The 21,409-nt window shown below is 45.3% G+C and carries 18 protein-coding genes and 2 pseudogenes; 3 read left to right on the forward strand and 17 right to left on the reverse strand.

Annotation, left to right across the window (positions count from 1 at the left end):
* Window positions 1–19: 19 nt before the first annotated feature.
* The 16 genes and pseudogenes from KP22_RS07540 to KP22_RS22995 all read right to left on the reverse strand — a co-directional run.
* Entirely contained in the window at window positions 20–439 is a 420-nt protein-coding gene (locus KP22_RS07540; RefSeq protein WP_039323333.1) for a flagellar protein FlhE, read from the reverse strand.
* Complete coding sequence (flhA, locus tag KP22_RS07545) at window positions 436–2,520, reverse strand: flagellar biosynthesis protein FlhA (protein WP_039323334.1); 2,085 nt, start codon at window positions 2,518–2,520, stop codon at window positions 436–438. The genes KP22_RS07540 and flhA overlap by 4 nt, the downstream gene beginning before the upstream one ends.
* Entirely contained in the window at window positions 2,513–3,664 is a 1,152-nt protein-coding gene (gene flhB / locus KP22_RS07550; RefSeq protein WP_039298667.1) for a flagellar biosynthesis protein FlhB, read from the reverse strand. The genes flhA and flhB overlap by 8 nt, the downstream gene beginning before the upstream one ends.
* A 241-nt stretch (window positions 3,665–3,905) precedes the next feature.
* Window positions 3,906–4,550 carry a protein phosphatase CheZ gene (gene cheZ / locus KP22_RS07555; protein ID WP_039298664.1) on the reverse strand — a complete coding sequence of 215 codons (645 nt, stop codon included), beginning with the start codon at window positions 4,548–4,550 and terminating at the stop codon, window positions 3,906–3,908.
* A gap of 9 nt (window positions 4,551–4,559) precedes the next feature.
* Complete coding sequence (cheY, locus tag KP22_RS07560; RefSeq protein ID WP_039298662.1) at window positions 4,560–4,949, reverse strand: chemotaxis response regulator CheY; 390 nt, start codon at window positions 4,947–4,949, stop codon at window positions 4,560–4,562.
* A gap of 38 nt (window positions 4,950–4,987) precedes the next feature.
* Complete coding sequence (locus KP22_RS07565; RefSeq protein ID WP_039298659.1) at window positions 4,988–6,040, reverse strand: protein-glutamate methylesterase/protein-glutamine glutaminase; 1,053 nt, start codon at window positions 6,038–6,040, stop codon at window positions 4,988–4,990.
* Window positions 6,040–6,912 carry a protein-glutamate O-methyltransferase CheR gene (gene cheR / locus KP22_RS07570; RefSeq protein WP_011093271.1) on the reverse strand — a complete coding sequence of 291 codons (873 nt, stop codon included), beginning with the start codon at window positions 6,910–6,912 and terminating at the stop codon, window positions 6,040–6,042. Before cheR ends, KP22_RS07565 begins: the two co-directional genes overlap by 1 nt.
* 523 nt (window positions 6,913–7,435) lie before the next feature.
* Window positions 7,436–9,121, reverse strand: coding sequence for a methyl-accepting chemotaxis protein (locus KP22_RS07575; RefSeq protein WP_039298655.1), 1,686 nt, complete (start codon window positions 9,119–9,121; stop codon window positions 7,436–7,438).
* Between the two features lie 135 nt (window positions 9,122–9,256).
* The gene (cheW, locus tag KP22_RS07580) at window positions 9,257–9,754 is read right to left on the reverse strand and encodes a chemotaxis protein CheW (RefSeq protein WP_039298652.1); all 498 of its coding nucleotides are present in this window, start codon (window positions 9,752–9,754) and stop codon (window positions 9,257–9,259) included.
* Window positions 9,755–9,785: 31 nt separating this feature from the next.
* Window positions 9,786–11,789, reverse strand: a complete 2,004-nt coding sequence (gene cheA, locus KP22_RS07585) for a chemotaxis protein CheA (protein ID WP_209428689.1) — start codon at window positions 11,787–11,789, stop codon at window positions 9,786–9,788.
* 39 nt (window positions 11,790–11,828) lie between these two features.
* Window positions 11,829–12,884, reverse strand: coding sequence for a flagellar motor protein MotB (gene motB, locus KP22_RS07590; protein ID WP_039298648.1), 1,056 nt, complete (start codon window positions 12,882–12,884; stop codon window positions 11,829–11,831).
* A complete protein-coding gene (motA, locus tag KP22_RS07595; protein ID WP_039323337.1) occupies window positions 12,881–13,768 on the reverse strand; it encodes a flagellar motor stator protein MotA in 888 nt (295 codons plus the stop codon). Before motA ends, motB begins: the two co-directional genes overlap by 4 nt.
* Before the next feature lie 133 nt (window positions 13,769–13,901).
* Window positions 13,902–14,480 carry a flagellar transcriptional regulator FlhC gene (gene flhC / locus KP22_RS07600; protein WP_039298642.1) on the reverse strand — a complete coding sequence of 193 codons (579 nt, stop codon included), beginning with the start codon at window positions 14,478–14,480 and terminating at the stop codon, window positions 13,902–13,904.
* A gap of 3 nt (window positions 14,481–14,483) precedes the next feature.
* A complete protein-coding gene (flhD, locus tag KP22_RS07605; protein WP_039298641.1) occupies window positions 14,484–14,834 on the reverse strand; it encodes a flagellar transcriptional regulator FlhD in 351 nt (116 codons plus the stop codon).
* Window positions 14,835–15,688: 854 nt separating this feature from the next.
* Window positions 15,689–15,840: pseudogene (locus KP22_RS22710) on the reverse strand (EamA/RhaT family transporter); the annotation flags it as partial.
* Between the two features lie 117 nt (window positions 15,841–15,957).
* A pseudogene (locus KP22_RS22995) lies at window positions 15,958–16,483 on the reverse strand (DMT family transporter); the annotation flags it as partial.
* Window positions 16,484–16,827: 344 nt separating this feature from the next.
* On the opposite strand from KP22_RS22995, the gene KP22_RS07615 reads away from it, so the two are divergent.
* The gene (locus tag KP22_RS07615) at window positions 16,828–18,549 is read left to right on the forward strand and encodes a methyl-accepting chemotaxis protein (protein ID WP_039323340.1); all 1,722 of its coding nucleotides are present in this window, start codon (window positions 16,828–16,830) and stop codon (window positions 18,547–18,549) included.
* Window positions 18,550–18,617: 68 nt separating this feature from the next.
* On the opposite strand, the gene dsrB is transcribed toward KP22_RS07615, so the two are convergent.
* A complete protein-coding gene (gene dsrB, locus KP22_RS07620; protein ID WP_039323342.1) occupies window positions 18,618–18,821 on the reverse strand; it encodes a protein DsrB in 204 nt (67 codons plus the stop codon).
* A gap of 209 nt (window positions 18,822–19,030) precedes the next feature.
* Here dsrB and KP22_RS07625 point away from each other — a divergent pair, with 209 nt between their 5' ends.
* Window positions 19,031–20,443 carry a diguanylate cyclase gene (locus KP22_RS07625; protein WP_039298631.1) on the forward strand — a complete coding sequence of 471 codons (1,413 nt, stop codon included), beginning with the start codon at window positions 19,031–19,033 and terminating at the stop codon, window positions 20,441–20,443.
* 276 nt (window positions 20,444–20,719) lie between these two features.
* Window positions 20,720–20,938 (forward strand): KTSC domain-containing protein, encoded by a 219-nt coding sequence (locus tag KP22_RS21580; protein WP_072012546.1) that lies wholly within the window; start codon window positions 20,720–20,722, stop codon window positions 20,936–20,938.
* Window positions 20,939–21,409 lie beyond the last annotated feature (471 nt).

Here is a 21,409-nt window from a genome sequence, read left to right on the forward strand (position 1 = left end):
AAAAACAATAATTTAAAAACTACTTATAGTTTACAGCAATATCGATCGTGCGCACGTTGAACGTATGATTAATCCGTCCATTCCCTTTGATGTAGTATACAAAGCGAAATTCGTTATTTGCTGCTAACCCATCGAATGCCTGAGTTTGTCCATCCCCACTCCCATCGAGGTCAACACAGCGCTGCGGCAACTGTGAGCATAGTTTTACAACAAGCCCTACAGGTATTGCTGAATCAATAACGTGTCGCCAATATATTGTCGTAATAGTTTCATCCGACTTAACGGCTATATTAGGAACAAACGCTGACGTCGTTATCATTTCACCGCGGTTATCAAGTTTTATTCCCGTCATACTTCCGTTCCAACTACCTGGCGTCGCGTTGGCACAAAGCGGAAGTGCCAGCGCTGTTGCTACCAGAGAGGGTATTACCATCCTCATTTATTGGCTTCCCCAATAACCGATGTCATACGAATCTGACGATGATCGCTGATTTCCAGATTAGAAAGTACGGCCATGTTTGGCAGGCTACGATGCAAGAATCGAGCGAGCAAAGCGCGTAAAGCATGGTTCACCAGCAGAACTGGCGGAGCCCCCAACATTTCCTGCCGCTGTAGCGCTTGTTTCGCCTGTTCAAGCAGGCGATCGGCAAGCCCCGGTTCAAGACCACCACCGCCTTGAAGCGCCTGTAGAAGAAGGCGTTCCAACGATCCTTCCAGGCCGATAACCTGAAGTTCGCTATCTCCTGGAAACCACTGCTGAGTGATGGCCCGTCCCAGTGCAACTCTAACCACCGTGGTAAGTTCATAAGGGTCTGGCTGCACTGGCGCATGTTCAGCCAATGTCTCCATGATAGTGCGCATATCCCTAATCGAAACCCTCTCGCTGAGCAGGTTTTGCAAAACCTTATGCAAGGTCGTTAGCGTTACCACACCAGGAATGAAATCTTCTGTCAGTTTCGGCATTTCCTGCGCAACGCGTTCCATTAATTGCTGAGCTTCTTGACGACCAAACAGCTCGCTGGCGTGTAATGCAATTAAGTGGTTCAAGTGTGTTGCGACCACTGTACTTGCTTCTACTACCGTAAATCCCTGAGCTTGAGCTTGATCTTTCAGTGCATTATCAATCCAGACTGCTGGCAACCCAAACGCAGGATCCTGCGTGATATCTCCAGACAAAGAGCCAACCGCATTACCCGGATTGATCGCCATCCAACGCCCGGGGTGAGCTTCACCGCTGCCCACTTCAACACCTTTCATCAATATGCGATAACTGGCGGGCTGAAGCTCCAAATTATCCCGGATATGAACGACTGGAGGTAAGTATCCCATTTCCTGAGCAAACTTTTTCCTGATACTACGAATCCTGCCCAGGAGCTCGCCATCTTGCTGCGCATCAACCATTGGGATCAATCGATAGCCAACTTCCATACCCAGCGGATCTTCAAGCTGTACATCAGACCAACTGGCTTCAATAACCTGATGCTTCTCCATTGATGCCGGTATAGGTTGCATCGCGGGCTCTTTCGTTTGTTCCCCACGCATCCACCAGGCAAGCCCTAGTAGGGATGCAGTGAATAACAGGAAGACAAAGTTGGGCATTCCCGGAACCAACCCAATAAGTCCAATCACCGCTGCACTCAGCACCATAACCCGCGGATTATTGAATAGCTGGGTGACCATCTGCTGGCCAACGTCCTGATCGGTACTCACGCGAGTGACAATAACACCCGCCGCGGTAGAGATAATCAGAGCAGGTATCTGAGCAACCAAACCATCACCGATAGTAAGCAGCGTATAGCTTTCTGCAGCCTGCCCTACCGGCATGTTGTGCTGAACAACACCGACGATCAATCCGCCAACAATGTTAATGACCATGATAATCAACCCAGCGACGGCGTCTCCACGCACGAACTTACTAGCACCATCCATTGAGCCATAGAAATCTGACTCCTGAGTTACCTCAGCACGGCGCTTTTTCGCCTCTTCCTCACCAATTATCCCAGCATTAAGATCGGCATCGATAGCCATCTGTTTACCTGGCATACCATCCAACACAAAGCGGGCACCGACCTCAGCGATACGTCCTGCACCTTTGGTGATAACCATAAAGTTGATTAAGACGAGAATAATAAAGACCACAATACCAATGGCAAAATTCCCACCGACCAGAAAGTGCCCAAATGCTTCAACGACCTTCCCAGCTGCGGCAGTACCCGTGTGCCCTTCCAACAAAATAATACGGGTAGATGCAACGTTAAGTGACAAACGCAATAACGTAGAAAACAGTAGGATCGTAGGGAACGCGGCGAATTCCAGCGTCCGTTGCGTAAACATCGCAACCAGCAATACCATGATTGATAGTGCGATGTTAAAGGTAAATAGCAGATCCAGAATGAATGGTGGTAGCGGCAATACCATCATGGAAAGTATCAGCAGGATCAGTATTGGCCCAGCTAATATTTGCCATTGGGTACCTTTCATATTACCCGGTAAACGAAGCAAAGAGGCCAAATTAGCCATCAGTAGTATTCTCTTTAGCAAAATCCAGTGCATCCGGCACTGGTAGATGTTTCGGTTTTCTAGGAATTAATCCACCTTCGCGCTTCCAGCGTTTCAGTTGATAAACCCAGGCTAAGACTTCTGCAACAGCAGCATACAATGAGGCGGGAATATGCTGGCCGACCTCTGAATGACGAAATAGTGCTCGCGCCAATGGTGGTGCTTCCAAAATAGGAACACGGTGTTCTGTTCCCAATTCACGAATACGCAAAGCAACCTCTCCAGCCCCTTTAGCCAACACTTTCGGCGCATTCATTTTTTTATCATCATAGCGTAATGCTATTGCATAGTGCGTCGGGTTAGTGACTATCACATCAGCCTTAGGCACATCAGCCATCATCCTACGCTGGGCCATTGCCCTTTGCTGCTGACGAATGCGACCTTTCACATGAGGGTCGCCCTCGCTTTGTTTATGCTCATCACGAATTTCTTGCTTCGTCATCCGTAATTTTTTGATGTGGCTCCAGACTTGCCAAAACACATCAAAAGCGACCATAGGAATAAGGCCCATAATGATGAGAAAGCCACACATTACAGCCAATTCCAATGCATCACCTAACGCCGCAATCGGTGCTTCGGATACCAAATGCAAGATTTTCGGCCAGTTGTGAATCAAGAACAAGGTACTAATGATCCCAACCATGACTGATTTCAATATCGCCTTGAAAAGCTCCGCCAATGATTGGGAAGAAAATAACCGTTTCAGCCCAGAAATAGGATCTAATTTTTTGAAGTCAACTTTTAATGACTTGGTACTAAATAATACCCCACCCAGCAGCATCGGTGCAGACAGCGCAACCAATACAGTCCCAAGCATAATCGGTACCAGCGCCGATGCAGCCTGACGCAGTAATGAACCAACATGGCGTAGCATTTGTGTATCATCGCCAATCGTCGCGTAATCAAAATTTAACGACTGCGAGAGAATCCTGGCCAATCGGCCAGCCATGGCATCGCCGCCCATCCACAAAATAGCCAATCCTACGACCATCATCAGAACAGAAGTCAGCTCTCGAGATCGAGGTATCTGGCCCTCTTCTCGCGCCTTCTCCTCCTTTTGAGGAGTGGGGGCTTCTGTTTTTTCTAGATCGCTATCTTCAGCCACGTTGGCGTTCCTGTTACAACTTTCGGGATAGGAATTTGCTGCCTAGCATGACAAATACGAGAAAGTTTTATGGCTGGAACAACGAGAAAAACCAACGCTTCTTTAACGAATAGTAAGAATGAAAGGGAGGAAGAAATCGAGTTTAGCTATTTATGGCCATAAATATGACCATAAATAACTGAGGCGATGGTGCTCGTAACCTTTGCAAAGAAGAAAATGAGTCTTTTCGAAGCAAGGTTTATCAGAATCCGAGGCTATCCAGAAGATCGTCAACCTGATCTTGATTGGCGACAATGCCTGCAGCACCTTTGTCCAACTGTGGCCCATTCAGAAGACCATCATTTTCTCGCTTCGGTGCATCTGGTTTTTCCGGAATATTTTCCAGCAACACCATCAGCAGTTGTTTTTCAATCTCCTGAACAACATCCATCATACGCTTGATTACCTGACCGGTAAGGTCCTGGAAATCCTGCGCCATCATAATTTCCAACAGTTGAGCATTGGTAAACGAGGTATGCTGTGGTACATCTTCAAGATAGCTACGCGTATCCGTCACTAATTCGCGCGCATCAGCCAGCTCGATAGGGTTTTCAAACCATTCATCCCAACGAACTTTTAGAGATTTGGCATCAGCTTCTAGTTGGTTCTGGCGTGGTTGCGCAGCCTCTACGCAGTTCAGAGCTCGCTCTGCCGCTTGCGCAGTCATCTGGACAACATAGTCAAGACGATCGCGGGCATCAGGGATAGCCTCTGCTGCTTCTGCTATCGCATTATCCAGACCCAGCTCTTTCAGACTATCGCGCAGCATACGAGTCAATTGGCCGATACGCGAAATGATCTCGGTTGCTGAAGCTGTGTCGTTCACGGACGGCATATGTGGCGTCATAAGATCCCCTTACATACCCAGTTTTTCGAAAATCTTATTCAGCTTTTCTTCAAGGGTGGCTGCAGTAAATGGTTTAACTACATAGCCGCTAGCACCCGCTTGTGCAGCAGCGATAATGTTCTCTTTCTTCGCTTCTGCCGTAACCATCAGCACAGGAAGGCTGGAAAGCGAGCCGTCAGCACGAATAGTCTGCAACAGCTCCAGTCCATCCATGTTGGGCATATTCCAGTCAGAAATGACGAAATCAAAAGCACTAGCGCGAAGCTTGTTCAGTGCATCAGCGCCATCCTCTGCCTCTTCTACGTTATTAAAGCCCAGTTCCTTCAGCAGGTTACGGACAATTCGGCGCATTGTCGAAAAATCATCCACTACCAAAAACCTGAGTTCTTTATCGGCCATACCTACTCCTAAAATATTTATTGCTCACCGAGAGCTGCTTATATACGTAATGCCTGTCCGGCAGAGATTTGTGCCAACATACGCTGGCTCACCTGGTGCAAATCCACCACTTCATCGACGCCACCCATCGCAATCGCTTCGCGTGGCATCCCAAAAACTACACAACTTGCTTCGTTTTGGGCCAGAGTATAAGCACCTGCCTGATGGAGTTCCAACATACCAGCGGCCCCATCATTCCCCATTCCTGTAAGGATAACCCCTACAGCATTTCGCCCTGCGTATTGGGCAACCGAACGGAATAACACATCCACTGATGGACGATGCCGATTGACTGGCGGTCCATCATTCAAACGAACTTGATAGTTTGCCCCACTACGAGCTAACTCAAGATGGCGAGCCCCCGGAGCAATATAGGCATGCCCAGGAAGAACACGCTCTCCATCCTCCGCTTCTTTCACCGTAATCTGACATAGCTTGTTCAAACGCTCGGCGAAAGACTTCGTAAAGCCCGGTGGCATATGCTGTGTAATCAATAACGCAGGGCTGGTCGGCGGCAGGGGTTGTAATACATGTCGTATCGCTTCCGTTCCCCCTGTCGATGCGCCAATCGCAATCAATTTTTCACTACTGAGTAGTGGCGTGTGCTGAATAATTTTTGTCGGCTCTGACGCTGTACTACGTTGCGGCAAGCGCGCTTTCGCTGCCGTGCGAATTTTTTCCGCAATCAGCTCGCTGTATGCCAACATTCCCTCACGGATACCTAACTGCGGCTTGGTAACAAAATCAATCGCACCAAGCTCGAGTGCGCGAAGCGTTATCTCCGAACCTTTGCCAGTCAGTGATGACACCATGACAACAGGCATCGGACGCAGGCGCATAAGCTTTTCAAGAAAATCCAACCCATCCATACGCGGCATTTCGACATCAAGCGTCAATACCTGAGGATTGAATTTTTTAATCAAATCACGAGCAACTAATGGATCTGGCGCAGTTGCGACAACCTCCATATCAGGGTGGCTATTAATTATTTCAGTCATGATTTGGCGCATGAGGGCAGAATCATCAACGCATAATACTCTTATCTTGCTCATTATCTTTCCTTAGCCAGCCCATATACAGTTTGCCCACGCAAATAGAATTCGCGGCTGATCTGGCTGAAATTCTCAGAATGCCCGGCAAATAACAACCCACCCGGTTTAAGCATCGGGACGAATCGACGGAGAATACGCTCTTGAGTTTCTTTATCGAAATAAATCATCACATTGCGACAAAAAATAGCATCGAATGGTGCAGGGACGGACCAATCAGGTGCGAGCAGATTTAGTTGTTGGAAGTGCACCATTGACGCAAGCTCAGGGCGGACGCGAACCAAACCGCTATGCGGCCCGGTACCACGTAAAAAAAACCGCTGTAGTTGCTGTGGAGAAAGAGAGCGCAACTCTTCCTGACGATAGATACCCGCCGTTGCCTTTTCTAATACTTGAGTATCAATATCACTAGCCCATACCTGGCATCCACTCGCTTTATTACCTAAAACCTCAGCAAGTGTCATCGCCAATGAATAAGGTTCTTCCCCTGTAGACGCCGCCGTACTCCAGATGGTATAGCCATTAGGGCGTTTTTTGGCATGCTCAGCCAATATAGGGAAATGATGAGCTTCGCGGAAAAAGGCCGTCAGGTTAGTGGTTAATGCATTAACAAAGGCTTGCCATTCTGCGCTGTTAGGATCTGACTCCAGTAGTGCTAAATACTGGCCAAAGTCATTGATCCCCAATAAACGAAGACGTCTTACCAAACGGTTATAAACCATTTCGCGTTTGTGATCGGCAAGGACAATACCCGCACGCTGATATATTAATTGGCTGATTCGACGGAAATGTGTGTCCGACAATGGCAACCTGTCAACCATCTGCGTCAGAATAGAAGCAGATTCAGGGCGATTTTGCGATGGTGTACTTTTCATATCAAATCGCTCTAATCTTGTTTTTTGCTATGGTGTTTTTCAATCTAAACTTTCCTTTACAGCTAACGCAGGTTTTTATTGTCATTCGTCAATTATTCATCGCATAGCGATTAAAACTGACACTGTATTGGTAATACCCCCCGCAGTTCTGAAAGCTGAACCGCTCAGCGTGCCTGTTCTACCAAAGCCACATGCTGTTGGGTGGCGTTGTCCCTTTCATCACAGCTGTGCTACCTGCTTGCTTTGCTTTTTGGCCTTAGAATTTTAGCCTAATACCAAAACCAACCACACCCATAACACAAGTTACAGATTGAACAATACCATGGATTACCATACCGCAAAGTACCAGACGCTATCTCATTGTAATCCCAAGTGCACACCGATAAATTACTCGCATATTCATCTTTTAAAATTATGGCGAGTGAAAAATCACCCAGCCACCTAGATGTAAGCGGCTGGGGATCTATTCAGTAGCAGCGTTACTGCATCTTGGACTTATTTATAGCCGATACCACGGTTTTTATCAGAAGGTTTCCCAATTGTCAGTTGATGAACCTTCTTTCACTTTCTTACCGCCAGTCGCTGATGGAGCCAGCAACACCGGTTTCTGACCCGTAGTTGCCTGTGTCGTTCTTCTGAACGAATTTGCATCTTCAGACAAGCGGAATACAGCAACAGCCTGATTCAACACTTTCACCTGGTCTTCTAATGCAACTGCGGCTGCAGCAGACTCTTCAACCAGGGAGGCGTTTTGTTGCGTGACCCGATCCATCTCAGTTACAGCCTGACCAACTTGATCGATGCCTTTACTTTGCTCATCAGAAGCAGAGGCAATTTCACCCATAATATCGGTTACACGAGTAACAGCACTGACGATCTCTCCCATCGTTTCGCCAGCACTTTCAACCAAGACAGAGCCTTCATCGACCCGGCTGACAGAATCTTCAATCAGACTTTTAATTTCTTTTGCCGCCTGAGCACTACGCTGCGCCAAATTACGAACTTCCCCAGCAACAACCGCAAATCCGCGGCCCTGCTCCCCTGCTCTGGCTGCTTCAACCGCCGCATTCAGAGCAAGAATGTTGGTTTGGAAAGCAATACCATCAATTACACTAGTAATATCGGCAATTTTTTGCGAACTTCCAGCAATATTGTGCATGGTTTTGACGACATTATCGACGACCTTGCCGCCCTTCTGCGCTGTCTCTGACGCACTAAGAGCCAATTGACTGGCCTGGCGAGCATTTTCCGCATTCTGCTTAACAGTCGCAGTCAGCTGTTCCATACTTGCCGCTGTTTCTTCTAACGAAGCAGCTTGTTGCTCAGTACGTGAGGAAAGATCGTTATTTCCAGCACTAATTTCTGTTGCACCAGTATAAATAGCATCAGCACCTTGTCTAACCGCACTGACGGTTGAAACAAACTCACTTTGCATATGGCGAATACTGTTAGCCAGGATCCCCATTTCATTGCTGCTATGGAAATTGGTTGTTTTTGTCAAATCGCCTTTTGCAATATGGCGAATGTGTTCAACAATACTATTTAGCGGTCTAATTAATAATTGCTGAATACCAAACCAGGAGAACAGAGCCAAGGCAAAAACAAGAATAATGATAGAACCAAGAATCCAAAGCGCCGAATCATAAGCTGCATCATTCTTTGCTATACCAGCCTGATAAAGTTTATCGTTTTCTGCTTTATAAACGTAATACGCTTTTTCAAAGTTGTCTTGGAAACTTTGCGTCGGTTGTTCAACAAACTTCTTAAATTCCCCTGCGTTCAAAAACTGAATGAGTTCCGTCAACGCAGCATTCAGAGCGACATAGTTTTCTTTTACACCACGAGAAATGCTGTCATCCTGACGCGGATCCTGAGGTATTTTCTCATATCGCATAAAATAATCATTTGCCACCGCGATCTGCTTTTCAGCAGAGGTGAGAAGCTCTTTAGCACCAACACCCGCTCCCGAACCGCTTGCATCAAGGGCAAAGCGTGTACCCGCACGGTTAAGTGTATTACGAGTCTGCAATAAATATGACCATGTTGAATCCAGCTCGGAACGCTTCTGGTTAATAACCTGCGTTGAACTAAAGATATCCTTATCATTTTTTAATGCACTAAAGAATAAACCACCAGAAATAAGCTGAAGTGCTCCAAACAACACAAGTACAAGCATCAAACCTGTAACAACTTTTATACGGTTAAACATATAACGCCTTTTGAGTAGACCAACCACCGATGATATCGGCATTATCCTAGATATCTTTACGAATTTTTGAACTGACAAGGATATGGCTAAGGAAGGTTTTCGGGGCCACTTTCGTAGCCCCTGAAGGCCAATGGATTAAACTTTCAATACGCTATCGACCAGTGCCATTTCTTCGCTACTCAACAGTTTCTCGATATCAACCAGAATCAGCATTCTCTCGCCCAGAGACCCCAGACCAGTCAGATACTCTGTAGACAGCGTTACAGCAAACTCAGGTGCTGGTCGAATTTGATCCGCGGTCAATGACAGCACATCAGACACGCCATCCACGACAATGCCCACAACACGTTGGCCAAGGTTCAAAACAATAACAACGGTGTTATCATCATATTCAACATCTTGCTTGGCGAATTTAACGCGCAAGTCAACAATCGGCACAATGACACCGCGTAAGTTGGTTACACCTTTAATGAAGGAAGGTGTGTTGGCGATACGCGTTACCTGGTCATAACCGCGAATCTCTTGTACTTTTAAAATATCAACGCCGTACTCTTCGTCACCCAGCGTAAAAATCAGGAATTCCTGTCCTACTGTTTCGCCAGTCAATTTCGTGACGCTTGCAAGTCCAGTCATGTTTTCCACCTTTTATTAACGATCTGTTTTATTAAGCAGCAGTTTCAACCACACGCTTTTCACGATTAAGCGCTTGTAACGCAGAAACATCCACAATCAGCGCAACACTACCATCACCTAAGATGGTTGCGGCTGAAACGCCTGGTACCTTGCGATAATTACTTTCCAGGTTTTTGACGACAACCTGATGCTGCCCAATCAACTGATCGACCAACAAGGCATAACGTCGACCTGCACTTTGAAGAATAACAACAATACCCTGAGTAGCATCCGTTTTAGCACCATCCACATCAAAGATGTGGAAGAGTTCAACGAGAGGCAAATACTCACCGCGAACCTGCAATACCCGCTCTCCGCCAGCTAACGGATACAAATCTTCCGACTGCGGCTGCAAGGATTCCATCACGGCGTTAAGCGGCAGAATAAAGACTTCTTTGTTAACCTTAACGGACATTCCGTCGAGAATAGCTAACGTCAATGGCAACAGAATTCTGATTGTCGTGCCTTTTCCCGCCTGGAAGTGGATTTCAACATGGCCACCCATTTCCTGAATATTCCGCTTCACCACGTCCATGCCAACACCACGGCCAGAAACATCCGTGACTTTCTCAGCGGTGGAGAAACCGGGAGCAAAGATCAACATGCCGACTTCTTCATCAGACATAGAGTCGTTCACTGCCATCCCTTGAGACAAGGCCTTAGCCAGAATTCTCTCGCGGTTAAGCCCTGCACCATCGTCGATAACTTCAATACAGATGTTACCACCCTGATGTTCAGCAGAAAGTGTTAGGTTACCCACCGCCGTCTTACCAGCCGCAACGCGTTTATCTGGAGATTCGATACCATGATCGAGGCTATTACGCACTAGGTGCGTTAGAGGATCGATAATGCGCTCGATCAAACTCTTATCCAGTTCAGTCGAGCTTCCCATCAGCGTTAGCTCAACCTGCTTATCCAATTTGGCAGCCAAGTCACGCACCAAACGAGGGAAACGGCTGAATACATATTCCATTGGCATCATACGAATGGACATAACCGACTCTTGAAGGTCACGAGCGTTACGTTCCAATTGACCCATACTGTTGAGCAGATCACCATGAGCGACAGGATCGAGTTCACTTGAGCGTTGTGCCAGCATAGATTGCGTAATCACTAACTCACCAACGAGGTTGATAAGTTGATCGACCTTCTCAACCGCTACGCGAATACTGGTATCACCGGTTTTTGCTTTATTTTTTCCATTTTCCGGTGCAGATTGCGGTTTTGTAGCAACTGGCGCAGACGGTGCCACTGGCGCTACCGTTATCGGTTCTTCAACCGCGGCCAATGTTTCCACAACGTCAGCAACAGCAGGTTGGCTGGCGACGGCAGACTTAAAGCTGATTTGTTCAGGTTCTAGAACAAAACACAGCACCGCACTAATATCGTCTTCGCTTTCAGACGTGACCAATGTCACTTCTACGCTAGTGTCAGTCTGGTGAGGGTCTTTAACAGTTCCCAGATTGCCAAGCTCTTCTAGCATCTGAGGTATTTCCTGAGATTTCAAGCCGGTTAATGCGATACGCATTTCACCTTTACCTGCACCGGTAGATGCCGGACTGGTAGAGGGCTGTGATGAAACCGAGGTGTCATGCTGGGTTGCGTCGCCATCAGCTTTAGACTCCAGAGCAAGCTGGCGCAGAGCCTGACAGATGTACTCAAAGCTTTCAGCATTGGGTTCCTGTGCGGTTTTATAAGCGTCCAACTGATCCTGCATAATGTCTTTTGTTTCCAGAAACAGGTTGATGATATCAGTGCTAAGACGCATTTCGCCGCGCCTTGCCCCATCGAGTAAGTTTTCTAAAAGGTGCGTAGTTTCCTGCAATACTTTAAAACCGAACGTGCCAGCCCCACCTTTTATAGAGTGAGCAGCACGGAAAATTGCATTCAATTGCTCGGTATCGGGCTCTGATGGATCCAACAACAATAAGTGTTGTTCCATATCTGCCAGTAATTCATCTGCTTCATCAAAGAACGTTTGATAGAAAGCACTCATGTCCATGCTCACGTGGTCACCTCTGCTGTGAATCGCGGCTTATTGAGAAGGCGTCGCCTGGCTATCGGGCGCAGCAGGCAACACTGTGGTTGGCTGCTGACGCTCTGGAACAGGAACTCCATTAGTTGGTTGTGGCGCTGCATCACCACTTCCACTCGTATTGTTGTTATCACTATTTTCGGCAGCCGGAGTGGTAGGTTTAGACTTATCCAACTCCAAATTTTGTAAATTTTCCACCTTGTCTATATTTACAGCAGAGCTTTCTGCATTTTCTTCTTCAATATCCTTTTGAGCCTGCCTGCTCAATACCAGCAAACTGATACGTCGGTTAATCGCATCATTCCCGCCAGAGGCCTGTTTAAGGTTCATTGTCGCAGCCATGCCCACAACGCGCAAAACCTTTCCATCAGATAATCCCCCAAAAATGAGTTCTCGACGTGATGCATTGGCACGATCTGCGGACAATTCCCAGTTACTATAACCACGTTCCCCTGTCGTATACTGAACATCATCGGTATGGCCTGAGATGCTCAGCTTATTGGGGAAATCATTAAGAATAGGAGCTATTGCACGCAGAATATCCCGCATGTAAGGTTCAACCTGCGCGCTGCCGGTTTTAAACATTGGGCGGTTTTGACTATCGATGATTTGGATGCGTAATCCTTCTTCAATCATTTCGATTAACAAGTGCGGACGGAGTGCACGTAATCGAGGATCGGCTTCAATCAGCTGATCTAAGCGTTCACGCAAACGATTAAGTCGAACCTCATCCAGCTTCTTTTCCACGTTATCCGTTTTGATGGCCTTTTTCACTTCACCATCTTGCTGGGTGGGATCATTTCCCCCACCGGGAATTGGGCTGGAACTGTCGCTTGATTTAGAACCTGACGTTAACGCAACCTTTAGCGGAGTACGAAAATACTCCGCGATTTGCGCCAACTGCATTGGTGTAGAAATTGCGATAAGCCACATAACCAAAAACAATGCCATCATTGCTGTCATAAAGTCAGCGTAGGCTATCTTCCAGGAACCACCGTGGTGGCCTCCATGTCCAGACTTACGCTTTTTGCGAATAATGGGATGCTGGTGTTTCATGCGTTACTGTCCGACGCTTGCTGTGTCGGTGATTTCACACGACGAATGTGTTCTTCCAATTCGGTAAAGGAAGGACGTTCCGTTGAGTACAGCGTTTTACGCCCAAATTCAACGGCAATTTGCGGAGCATAGCCATTAAGGCTGGACAATAAAGTGACTTTAATACATTGCAAAACTTTGATTTTCTCTGCATTTTTCTGACGCAGTAAGGCAGCCAGTGGAGAGACAAAACCATAAGCCAGTAGAATACCGAGGAAGGTACCCACCATGGCGTGAGCAATCATCATCCCCAACTCAGCGGCAGGCCGGTCAACATAGGCCAGTGAGTGAACAACCCCCATAACAGCAGCTACGATACCAAATGCGGGGAGACCGTCACCCATCATCGTCAAGCTAGATGCGGGTACTTCGCTTTCATGTTCAATTGTTTCGATCTCTTCATCCATAAGCGTTTCAATCTCAAACGCATTCATATTACCGCTGACCATCAGCCGCAAATAGTCGGTGATAAATTCAACCACATTGTTATCAGCGAGGATATTAGGATAGCTTGAGAAGATTTCACTTTCGCGAGGATTATCAATATCAAACTCTAGGGAAAGCATGCCTTGCTGGCGAGATTTGGCCATCACCCGAAAGAGCAAAGCCATGAGATCCATATACAATGCTTTGTTGTACTTAGAACCTTTAACCAAAAGAGGTAACGCACGTATTGTTGCTTTTATCGCCTTTCCGTTGTTACCAACAATGAAAGCACCTATCGCAGCACCACCGATAATCAGCAGCTCCGAAGGTTGATAAAGCGCACCCAAGGCCCCACCGACCATGAGATAACCGCCGAGTATCGAGGCCACAATTACGATATAACCCAATATAACCAGCACAAGAAATCCTTATAATGAAAAAGGTGGGCGGAAAGCGAGATAAAACAGCAGAGCCGTAGCTAGTACGTTCTTTGAGGAAGAACCTATCACTGCTTTCACAACCAACAGTGATAGATCACAAATCGCTACAGGCTCAGACTGCGTGTTTTACCTGTTCATCCAGCAGTTGAGGTATTATATCGGCAAGATTTTGCGAAAGTTTACGCCTTTTTACCGCTCTGGAAGGGGGTTGGCACAAACTACAAACAAAACTGTTTTTAGGTTGATGAGCGTGAGTAATGAACATCCCTTTACAGCAATGACATGACGACAGTTGCAGCATACCGCTGTCAACAAAGCGGACTAATGTCCAAGCCCGCGTCAATGCCAACAGTGGAGAATCGCTCTGTGGCGCACACTGTTCCAGATACAATCGATAAGATTTAATAACGGCTTCAACACCGCTGCACTGCCCATTCTTGATTAAAAAGCTGTAAGCGTTATAGAACATTGATGAATGAATATTCTGTTCCCAGGTCATAAACCAATCCGTTGAAAAAGGTAACATTCCCTTTGGTGGCGGACTTCCTCTAAGTTCTTTGTAAAGTTTAATCAAACGTCCGCGACTTAACTGAGTTTCACTTTCCAGCATCTGTAAACGAGCACCGAGCGAAATGAGCTCCATCGCCAATTGGATGTCTTTCGCTTCCTGAACAATACTTTTCTCCGCCATTACTTATGCCCTTTTCTTAGGCAGGTTTTCTTCTTTCGAAGCTAACTGTTGTAATAAGCTACTCGACAACAAAATCCCGGTATGAATTTGCTGTAAATCATCCACACGTGATTCTTGAGTCAACACTTTGATTGTATTGTGATCGTTGAAGCGGAAATGGCATATCAGTTGGTTAGTTTCTGCCAATTTAACCATCTGCGGCAAAGTCAGTTGCATCAAGATATCTGCCATCTCGTCATTGATTCCCAGACGAAACATCGCAGAAGCTTTTTCATCATTAATTAAGCGTTGCGCTAGTAACAAATAAGACAGATTAATGTCATAAATGTGTTTGAGTAATTCAGAGGTACCCATATTTCCCATCCCGACAGGCTATGTTTAAAACATAAGTTAGGTGATAGACCATATCGCCCAGTTCGAAAATCACTCTCCATTGATGGCATAAAAAACTATCGGTGCCAGATACTGCGAGTTACTTTACTACTTTATCAATTATTATTCGGGCAATCGTTACTTGCCAACTCTACGCACCACGCTGCGAATCCGTTCATCCGTCGCTTTCTACCCCTGCTTAGAAGACCCTCTCAAACCCAAGCATAGGATTAATCCTAAAACAGCGCAACTGTACCGCCTAATCCGTAGCACATACAACGCGACTGAAGAGTGATTTTGGCCATTATGTGACACAGATCACATAAATGAAAGTATTATGAACCAACCCGTGTCTGGTCAGATCACTTTCATGCTTATTCCTGCTTCAGAAAAGCACACTAAATCTTGCAAAAAAGAGCATTGGAAATAATGAAAATGAAATAATTTGGCTGCTATATAAATGATAGATATACAAACATTCACTACACCCAAAAGACATACCGCTATGTAAGTTTATACGTTACACTAAAAACTTACACTTTTTACCAAAAAGCTCTTAACCGCATGTTCTGAAACAAAATTTATCCATCTCTTTCCATCCCACTGTTGCAACGATAACAAAGTATATAGATCTAGCGACGAAAGAACGAAAACAAACTAATGCATTGATATTAAAGAATTAATTTACTATAAATATGAATTGCGATGGCTAACAGAATGAAGCCATACTAAACAACCATATGATTTTAACGATCTCAAACACCATGCAAAATGGGTACATCTTCAGGATAAGATGTGGATTGTGTATAGAGTCATTTAACCGATCGCGTCTTCGTGAGGTAGCCTAACATCAACACAGCCTTCCAATCAGGTATAATAAATGCCCACCAGTACAATATCCTGATATTGTTAAAATGATACCAGCAATACTGAGTTGATAAGCGGTCATGACGGTTGGGTCCATCGTTTGTGATATTCGCTTACCATACTATATTCGTCATACTTCAAGTTACATGTGCGTTGGCTATGTTCACTCACCCGAATCACTTACTTGAGTAAACTCATCGGGACTCCTTCTTTTGCCGCCTGCCTGAAACTAGAATTATTTAGAGTATATAGTCGATACAGAAAAAATAAACGCTGTAATAACGACGAACCCATCACCTAATGATGAAAAACCGGCGTTCACTCCATCACTTTTTATATTAATGGCATCACACCAGAAAAACCTAATATACAGCCAATTATCTTATTAATATTGAATTTATTATTTTTGATATAAATAATGAGCAAGCAGCACGCTGAAAAAGTACTGGTTGCATTCATGATCGAGCCTTTAACGCCCATGGTATAAGCCAGACCGATATAGAAAAAACATACTGCAATGACGTCTGGAATATTCCCTGGATGCTCAACTGGATTAACAGCCCACGCTGGAACGCCCTATAGACCGCCCGCTTAACGCGGCAAGCACTAACAGTAGGAATCCAGCAAATGCCAAGCGATAGCCCGCGAAGACAAATTTTCCAGGAATATCATTATCCGCAATGTGAAAAAGCGCATAGCCATTTTTAATGGCTGGATAAGCGCTTCCCCATAGTAAACAGCATAATGTAGCGATAAAAAACCACTTTTTTATCTGAAAAAATGCGTGCACTTTTCCAAGAAAACCACCTTCGACGATTGATTTCTCATAATAACGTTGAATGCCAGACAAATAAATTGAGGGAGCCTAATCCTTTATTTTTTATTATCAATCTGTATGATTTCTCATCGCGTAATTATCTTTTATTTTTAAAGAGTTAAAAACGTGATCGGGATCTCATCGAATTTGATTAAGGTTTTTCAATATATGCCGATTATCTTTTACATTGGTTGTTTAGCTAATGGATTGTCATTAATGTAGATACCAAAGCCTAATCGCTAATGTCGCCGTTAATGGCATGGTAAATCATAATTTCCTGAGAATGAGCGAATGGATATGAAAATAACGTCAAGGTCTGAGCAGCGCGTCGAGGCTGGCATGCTGAGCAATTTACGGCTAGTTCCCTTATTCATCATTATTCTGGGTGGTATCATGCTGTTATTTGCAGCATCTATCGGCACATCCAGCTACTTTTTACAAAGCAGCAATCAGTCATTAGATGACGTCACAAAAGAAATCGATACCCGAATGGGGATTTCAAACAGTTCCAACCACCTTCGCACCGCGCGTTTGTTGTTAATCCAGGCGGCAGCGGCTGCACGTATTGGTGACTCTCAGGTCTTCAATGATAATCTGAAGCAAGCTGAACAACGTCTGGAACAGTCAAAAAAAGCGTTCCTTGTCTATGAGGAGCGTCCGGTTAAAACACCTCAGGATATGGAGTTAGACGCCGATTTACGTAAATCCTATGATGCTTACGTCAATCAAGGTCTTATGCTGATGCTTACTGCGGCGAAGCAAGGGCTGTTTGAAGAAGTCATCACTCTCGAATCGGAAGAAACTCGGGTTTTAGATTTGACCTATAACAAATTTTTACTGGAAGCCATCTCTTACCGCACACAAAGAGCAAAAGAATTAAACGAAACGGCGCATAAAAATGCACTGCTTGGCTATTCGTTGATGGGCGGCAGCTTTGCGCTGGCCACCATTTTAACGCTGCTGACATTCTTCCTTCTCAGAGGGATCCTCATCAAACCCATGAATCAGTTGGTCATGAGAATCCAGCGCATTGCGCAGGGCGATCTGACTCAAATGTCAGATCGTTATGGCAACAATGAAATCGGTACCCTCGCCAACAATGTTCAACAAATGCAGTCTTCCCTGGTCACAACGGTCACTACCGTTCGAGAAAGTGCGGATTCTATTTATCAAGGTTCAACGGAGATCTCATCCGGTAACACCGATCTCTCCTCGCGCACAGAACAGCAAGCTTCAGCGCTTGAACAAACCGCGGCAAGCATGGAGCAATTAACCGCGACCGTGAAGCAAAACTCAGAAAATGCGCACCACGCAAGTCAACTCGCAGCGAATGCCTCAGGAAAAGCCAAACAGGGCGGAGAAATCGTTGCAAACGTTGTTAACACGATGAACAGCATTTCAGGTAGCTCAAAGAAAATATCTGAGATTACCAGCGTCATTAACAGCATTGCTTTTCAAACTAACATTCTCGCACTTAATGCCGCGGTTGAAGCAGCCAGAGCAGGAGAGCAAGGTCGTGGTTTTGCCGTTGTCGCCAGTGAGGTTCGTAGCCTCGCCCAGCGTAGTGCACAAGCAGCAAAAGAGATCGAAACACTGATTTCAGAATCAGTCAACCTGGTCAACAGTGGTTCTGTTCTGGTTGATAATGCCGGTCAAACAATGAAAGAGATTGTCGATGCCGTTACAAACGTCACCGACATCATGGGGGAAATTGCCTCTGCTTCTGACGAACAAAGCCGTGGTATTACTCAGGTCGGTCAGGCAATATCTGAAATGGACAGTGTGACTCAGCAGAATGCTTCACTCGTTCAGGAAGCCAGCGCGGCGGCCGCATCGCTGGAAGAACAAGCCGCATTGCTTACCCGCGCAGTCGCGACTTTCAAGTTATCCAGCCATTTATCAAGTGGTGATTCAGCCCCTTCCCGGCTGAACGCACTAGCTGCCAAGGGCCGTTCATCACTCGCCCTCCCCCGCCAAGCCAATACGGAAAACAGTAACTGGGAAACGTTCTAATACTGGATACCAAAATCACTGCGGGCGTTATTTACTCGGATAATGCCTGCATACTGATATGTTTCCCTTTACGCTTTTTCCGCCAACATCTTTAGCTCAACAAACGTACCATCTTTACTGTCAACTTCATTGAAAAACCAGACACCAGCAGGGTAATCCTTTAATGCTACTAAATACATGATTCCTTCCTGAAACGTTTCCACAGCCAGAATCGTCCCTTCCCGGCGCGTCTTCCCATCGGTTTTAACAGTAACCAAATCATTAACTTTCATAAATTTATCTCAAAATAGCTTCTAACATCAAAAAAACAGCATTATCATCTACAACTACGGTAATAATAGTACCGGTGGAGAATGATTAATTTTCTTTATTTTTAACAACGCCATGTTGACCCTCTCTGTCATTAACTATCGATTATTCAGGCAAAAATTGATCGTTTCTATCCTAGTACATCCGACATATTCGCAAAAGAGATTAAAAGTTGAACGAACTACTGAACGTTAACAAACAGAGAGATAACGGTGAGTCGAGCTACAATCAAGTCATAACATCAGAATGGACACAATTGATAGCCACAACCTCACAACAATCTTTTAATCTACTGCGCACCCTCGCCGCTCAGAAAGCATCCGACTTTGCTAATGAGTTCTACACCTACATGCTTAAAGATCAAGAAGCCTCACTCTTTCTTTCCAGCCAACAAGTCCATGATCGGCTCCACGGTTCGATGAGCAAATGGATAACAGCCATTTTAACGAATACCGGGGACCATCTAGCAGATCTGATTAACCATCAAAAAAAAATTGGTCAGATTCATGCACGTATTGGTATTCCCGTCGATCTGGTTGAACGCGGTGCTCGGCGTCTCAAATGGCACCTCTATGAAAATATCGCACAGGTGGCAAATGATAAAGCGCTATGCTTTGATGCCATACGGTTCGCTTCTATTTCCATGGATATCGCCATAGAGATAATGAGTAAAACGTATTCACAATCACACAATCAAGCAGCTAAGAACGAAGAATCCTATCGGCTATTTTCTATTCTGGAAAATGCCAGTATGGAGAGAGAACGGCAGAATGCATCGCTGCTAAATTGGGAAAATGCCTTTATTTTTAGTGTGGCTACCGGTACGCCGCTTTCCAGCATTCAGGATTTGAGTGACTCGGATTTTGGCCTGTGGTTTAACCATAAGGGGAAATCCAGCTTTAGTAATATTCAGGGAATACGTACTATCGCGACAATCATGGCTGAAACCGATGAGTATATTCGCAGCTATAGTAACACCGCACTACTGACACAGCAGGATTACGCACCGCTACTTAAAGCAGTCAGAAGTAAAATCTATAAAATAAATGTGCTGTTAGGATCGCTATTTGATGAGGTACAAAAACTGGAGAGTGGTAAAGATACGTTAACCCTCCTGTTAAACCGCCGCTTCCTGCCGACCATTCTTCGACATGAAATATCGCTGGCAATGCATTCAAATACGCCTCTCAGTATCGCCATGATTGATATTGACCACTTTAAATCCGTCAATGACACCTATGGCCATACTGCTGGTGATAAAATCCTGAAAAGGATTGCAGAAATTCTGTATGAGAATACACGAAACAGCGACTATGTGTTCCGTTATGGCGGAGAAGAATTCATGATCGTGCTCATTGAGACGCCCAGAGTTGCCGCCTACACCATCATCGAACGGCTGAGAAAGAAAGTCCAGGATCTCGCTATTCATCTTCAAAGCGGTGAAAACGTCAGGATGACTATCAGCGCAGGCATCGCCGTGTACAGTGGCCATCCGGATTATGAATGCCTGATAAAGGCAGCAGACGATGCGCTCTATCAGGCCAAGGCCAATGGCAGAAACCGGATCGAATACGCGCCAGAATAACCATTCTGTCTTATTGCAAACCTGCATTTCAGCCTACATTGGAAAAAGAATAGCACTCTATTCATCATCGCAGGTTTGCATCATATCCCTCACTAAGCAGATGAATTCCCGTCCATTGAACAAATTGACAGCATGAAAACAATAAACCAACGATTTTACTAACCAATCCGCCAGAAATTTGATACATATTCAATAAATAGGCATGATCGTCGACAATGCTTCATGCAGTAAACCTTTTATAATTTGATCTTATTTTACTCTGGGGAGGAGCGAGCATTGCAGCGACAGCAGGTTTCATCGTCAAGAATTGATTCGATTGGGTATGACCCAAAGACGCACATCCTTGAGATAGCATTCCATAACAAAGATGTCTATCAATATGTTGGTGTACCAGAATCTATCTATAAAAAGTTTATTTCTGATGCTGTTGTTTCTAAAGGTCGTTTCTTTGATGGCGTAATAAAAGATAAGTTTTTATGTCGAAAAAACAAATAGATATTAATTTAACAACAACCATTCTACTGCTTGTCGCCGTCTCTTAACGGCGATTAAAAACGTGACTTTGCAACGTGTCAATTTGCCATTTCACCCGCCAGTTCGTCTTCCACGCTCTTAATTCATCATTCTGTAGAGCATATCTTCACGATAGAAGGTAAGCCTGTCGTAAGAATGGGAGATAGTTGTGCCCACGGTGGTAAAATCGTGCAAGGATGGCCAACGGTGACATCAGATTAATTTCTTAAGTCTGTAAGTGAATAGTCCTGTGCCATTTCTCTTCGCATAACCTATGTGCCACAGGCCGTTTCTGTTAGCTGCCCGAATGCTCAGCCACACATTCCCCACCAAAATCTCCGTTGAGAATATATCTTCTTAGCCTGCTTTGCTTACTGGACAGACCATCAACCCGTTTAATTTTCATGCCGTTACGTGAACGCCTACTTAAAGCACTTTTGATCGGTAACGCCG

Origin of the sequence: Pectobacterium betavasculorum (assembly GCF_000749845.1) — a bacterium.
Classification (GTDB): domain Bacteria; phylum Pseudomonadota; class Gammaproteobacteria; order Enterobacterales; family Enterobacteriaceae; genus Pectobacterium; species Pectobacterium betavasculorum.